The sequence below is a fragment of the Streptomyces sp. WAC 04229 genome (genome assembly GCF_003947455.1).
Classification (GTDB): Bacteria; Actinomycetota; Actinomycetes; order Streptomycetales; family Streptomycetaceae; genus Streptomyces.
The window spans coordinates 1-4,702 of the sequence record NZ_QHJH01000314.1 but is presented as its reverse complement, the minus strand read 5'-3'; the positions used below and the strand labels follow the sequence as shown (position 1 = coordinate 4,702).

Annotated in this window: 5 protein-coding genes and 1 pseudogene; all 6 read left to right on the top strand. The window is 66.4% G+C overall.

Annotation, left to right across the window (positions count from 1 at the left end; translation table 11 throughout):
- Window positions 1–87 precede the first annotated feature (87 nt).
- The gene (locus tag DMH12_RS37185) at window positions 88–729 is read left to right on the top strand and encodes an RNA polymerase sigma factor (RefSeq protein ID WP_125495692.1); all 642 of its coding nucleotides are present in this window, start codon (window positions 88–90) and stop codon (window positions 727–729) included.
- On the top strand, window positions 726–1,727 hold the full coding sequence (locus DMH12_RS37180; protein WP_125495691.1) for a CU044_5270 family protein: 1,002 nt from the start codon (window positions 726–728) through the stop codon (window positions 1,725–1,727). Before DMH12_RS37185 ends, DMH12_RS37180 begins: the two co-directional genes overlap by 4 nt.
- Before the next feature lie 301 nt (window positions 1,728–2,028).
- A complete protein-coding gene (locus tag DMH12_RS37175; RefSeq protein ID WP_221763155.1) occupies window positions 2,029–3,159 on the top strand; it encodes a hypothetical protein in 1,131 nt (376 codons plus the stop codon).
- An 88-nt stretch (window positions 3,160–3,247) separates the two neighbouring features.
- Window positions 3,248–3,373, top strand: coding sequence for a hypothetical protein (locus DMH12_RS40145; RefSeq protein WP_260474482.1), 126 nt, complete (start codon window positions 3,248–3,250; stop codon window positions 3,371–3,373).
- Window positions 3,374–3,459: 86 nt separating this feature from the next.
- Complete coding sequence (locus DMH12_RS37170; RefSeq protein WP_125495690.1) at window positions 3,460–4,146, top strand: hypothetical protein; 687 nt, start codon at window positions 3,460–3,462, stop codon at window positions 4,144–4,146.
- A 226-nt stretch (window positions 4,147–4,372) separates the two neighbouring features.
- Window positions 4,373–4,702, top strand: a pseudogene (locus tag DMH12_RS37165) (transposase); the annotation flags it as partial.

Sequence of the window (4,702 nt, the reverse complement as noted above, 5' to 3'; positions counted from 1 at the left end):
CGCTGCAGGAGCGTGAGCCAGGCCAGCCGAGCCCGGAGCGGACGCAGGTGGAATGGAACCGTTGTGGCTGTGCGGACACTTGTTGCTGTGGACTTCCTTTTGCATGAACGGGTCCGGTCTGGCGATCGGGCGGCGTTCGCCGAGATCTTCGACGAGCATGCGCGCGTCGTCTACGCCCATGCGATCCGGACGACGGGCGACTGGGCCCTGGCAGAGGACGTCATGTCTCTCACCTTTCTGGAGGCGTGGCGGCTGCGTGACAAGCTGCGCGAGGAAGTCAGAAGCGTCCGGGCGTGGCTCTTGGGTATCGCGACGAACGTGATGCGCAACATCGCCCGGGCGGCGCGCCGGCACCGAGAGGCGATGTCCCGCCTGCCGCCGCCTGAGGCCTTGCCCGACTTTTCGGACGCGGTGGTCGGACAGATGGTCGATGCTCAGCGTCTGGCCGCCGCTGCCAGAGCGCTGCAGCGTCTCAAGCGCATTGAGCGCGAGGTCTTCACTCTGGTCGTCTGGTCTGACCTGGGGTACGCCGCGGCCGCTGAAGCGTTGGGGATTCCGGTGGGCACCGTGCGTTCCCGGCTCTCGCGGGCGCGAGGGAAACTGCGCAGCTTTGTCGAAGAGGAACTGGTACCGGGCCCGGGCGGTGCGGAACCGCGGACCGGCAGCGGACACATATCCCAGAGCGGGGTGCCCGCAGCCCGACCGTCCCACCGAAGGAGAGCACGATGAGTTTGGAGCAGCGGGAACAGGCCGAGCGTGAGCAGGCGAGTCGGACGCTGCCTCCCGCTCCCTGCCCGGAACCGGCACCCGAACGCGTGGCAGCGCGCCGCGAACACCTCTTGAGCGAGGTCGACCGGCAGGCACGTTCCCGCTCACCGTGGCCGGCATTGCGGCCACGGGGGCGTTGGGGACTGGCTCTGGGCACGGCAGTGGCCGCTGGTGCGGCCGTCGTCGTCCTCGGCCTTGGATCCGGTTCCTCTGACACCACGCGTAACGTGCCACCAGCCTCAGCAGCATCGGTCCAACTGCTGGAGAGAGCGGCACTGGCCGCCGCCACGACGCCCCAGACAACGGTGCGCGCCGGACAGTACTCCTACGTCAAGACCGTAGGCCACACATCCGTGCTCTCCGAGACCACGTCCGGCGAGATGGAACTCCTGCGCGAGGACGAGAGCATGGAGCAGTGGACCTCGGTGGACGGCAGTGAGCGGACTCTGCAGCGCAAGGGCGGCAACGACAGCCTGTTGCCCGGTGCTTCGGACAAAGGGAACCTGAACGCACCGACCTACAACTTCCTGACCGCCCTGCCGACCGATCCCGACGCTCTGCTCAGGCAGATCCGCGACGACGCCGAGAAGAACCACGGAGCCGGATCCGGCTCCACGACCGGACCGGACCAGGAAGCCTTCGTCACGATCGGCGACCTGCTGCGCAACGGGGTAACTCCTCCCGAGACCACTGCGGCCCTCTACCGCGCCGCTGCCCTCATCCCCGGAGTCGACGTCGTCCCCGACGCCGTGGACGCGGCGGGCCGACACGGAATCGCCGTCGCCCGGACACACGACGGCGAACGCACCGAGTGGATCTTCGACAAGAGCACGGCCCGGCTGCTGGGTGAGCGCACTGTCCTCGTGGAGGACAACGCCTGGGGCAAAGCGGGAACCGCCGTCACCTCTGTCGCCCTCATCGACTCCGGCATTGTCGACGAGGCCGGACAGGCCCCGTGAGGCCCGTCGCGAAACAGCGGGCAGTACACCGGTGACAGCAACCCCCGCAAGGCCGAACATCAGGACGATTGTGATCGAGGATCCGACACCCTCGACCACCGACAGCATCGGCACCCAGAGCGCACTGTGAAATTCCTGTGACCCATTGACGCAACTTCATCACAGGAGAAACAAGCATGCCCCGTACACGTGCCCTCGTCCCGGTCGTTGTGGCCCTCTGCGCCTTGGCCGCGGGCGCCCCGACTGCGGATCTTCCGGCACCGACGCCGGCAACTTCCAGTTCACGTTCCACCCCAACCCGATGGCGACCGGACCAGGGCTGGGCCCATACGAGGCCAAGGGAGACCTGCACCAGATCGGCGGTGGCCAGGGCGGCCACTTCTGGTACACACACACCCGCGACACCGCGCATCTCGGTGGCCCCGGCGGCCGGATGACCATCGATGGCACCTGGACCCTCGACCGCAATGTCGAGTGGACCCGCGTCTTCGCGCATCAACCGGACACCGGGGCGCACACCCAGCAGGCCCACTACGTGATCAAGGGGGTCGCAGGCGGTGACCGACACCGCTACGTCAACACCCACTTCGGCGCCAATACATGGGTGGAACTCGGCGTCTACCGCTTCACCGGCACCCCACAGGTGCAGCTCACCAACACCACCGCCGACGGCACCGCCGACGAAGACGTCGCCTGGGACGCCGTCGCCTTCCAGCCGCTGGCAGGCAAGCCCAAGCACATGGTCGTCGCCATGGGCGACTCCTACACCTCCGGCGAAGGAACCGGAGCCTACTCACCCGAGTCCGACAGGGACCACGGCGAGAGCGATTGGAACGCTTGCCGCCGCAGCGACAACTCCTGGCCTCGCAAGACCCTGCTGCCCGGCCAGAGCACCAGCCTCGGCGAGCTCTCGGACAACAGGAGCGCCACCGTCGACTTCCTCGACGTCAGCTGCTCCGGCGCGAAAACCTCGCAACTGACCCCGGGTGACCCCCTACCTTGGGGAGAAATGGGCAACTACCACGAGAAGAGCCAGATCGACTCCGGAGTCCTCAGCCCAGACACCACACTGGTCATGCTGACCATCGGTGGCAACGACGGTGACAACTTCACCAACGCCGTCACAAACTGCTACATCGTCGGCGTGTGCGACCCCGCCGACTACACGGGCAAAGTCGACCAAGCGGTCCTGGACACCGGGGGCCTTATCGATGACATCGCGGACGCCGCGCCGAACGCGCAGATCGTCCTCATGGGATACCCGCCTGGTCAGCACCGAGCAATGCGTGACAGCCGATTTCGACGCCCTGAACCAGCTGGCCGACTACGTCCGAGACAAGCAGAAAGCCAAAGTGGCAGAGCTGAACAAGGCCGGAACCAAGGTGGCTTTCGCCGATCCGATACCTGCCTTCCAGGGCCACGGAATCTGTGACAGCGACGAGTGGATCAACCGTGTCGTCGCCGGCCCGAACGGCGACGGCGACTTCCACGACGGAGACCCCGCCAATCAGGCACCCTGCTTGCCCTGGCCCGGGGAGAACATCTGTGCCAGCCTTGAGTCGTTCCACCCCAAGAACGCCGGCACCACGGGCTACGCCCGGGTCATGGAGCAGGCGCTGGCCGGTATTGGATACAAGGGCAGTTAGTGGGACCTGACCAAACCGGCCGCACTGTGGTGACGAGGCGGACGAACCGCCTCGTCACCACCGGCTGCCTGACCATCCTCATCGCGTTGACCATCGTGCTCGGCATCGTCGTCTCCTGGTTGTGGTACCGGCACTGGCATGACGAAAACGTCAACAGCGAGCGCAGGGAGAAGGCACTCGCACAGGTCTTCAAGCAGGCTCGGGCCACAGCGAACGACACGGCCCGCGCACTCGATACGAGCGTCGCTACCGACGCCGATGCGCTCATCGGCGTCATCTGGCAGCACTCCAAAGCCCCTGTAATCACCTACGACGCAACCCGCCACGAGTACACAGCCACAGCCACGGTAGCCGCCCAGTACAACCAAGAGACCATGCTCCCCGGCGGCGGGCCCGTCCAGGTGACCCGGTGCTTCGCCTTCATCTACAACCACGACCCCAGCCAGGCGTGGACGGCGAGAGTTTCCGAGCGAACGGACGTTGCATGCCGTCCGAGCACCCAAATCAGCACCCGGGTCCGCCTGGCGCAGACGCGCATCGCGAGTATGAACGCCGAAGCCTTGACGAAAGAGGGGATAAACGAAGCCCTCGACCCCACCGGACGCCGTTCCTTCGATGTCAAGAACGTAGTGCGTGAAGGGGACACGATGACCGTCTCCGTCCTGGTCTCCAGCTCAGAGACAGCAGTCGACCAGTGCTACCACTTCACCCGGCCCGTCCCAGGCGATGAAGGCCACGGCTCGGCCACAGCGGTCCCGGCGTCTTCCTGCTGATGCTTCTGTACAGGTCAAGCTGTTGTTTCGGCGTGCTTGGGCGATGACATCCTCGTTGCGACCGCTAGTACTCCAGTGTGACTTCGCGATCTTGTCGCGGACCCGGCTGGGAACGGGTACGGCCACCGCGTGATCATCAAGGGTTGTGTGGACTCATGACGATCGTGCGATGGCCGCAGGTCACCGCATAGACGGGGCCCGATGGCGGGCGGTATGTGAGCAGACCATGGACCGGATCGCGGGCCGGTTCAGCCGAGTTGAACCGCGCAGGACGGCCCGTGCCTATCTGCTCGGGCTGCTGTCGAAGGCGGAGCGGAAGAACTGCTGGCAGTTGGCCGAGCAGGCCTGCCTCGCCCGGCCGAGGCCGATGCAGCGGCTGCTGCGCTACGCCCGCTGGGACGCGGACGCCGTCCGCGACGATGCCGGCGCCTACGCCGTCGAACACCTCGGCACCGACAACACGGTGCTAATCGTGGACGAGACCGGCTTCGTGAAGAAGGGCCGCGCCTCGGCGGGCATCCAGCCTGTCCACCGGCGCCGCCGGGCGCATCGAGAA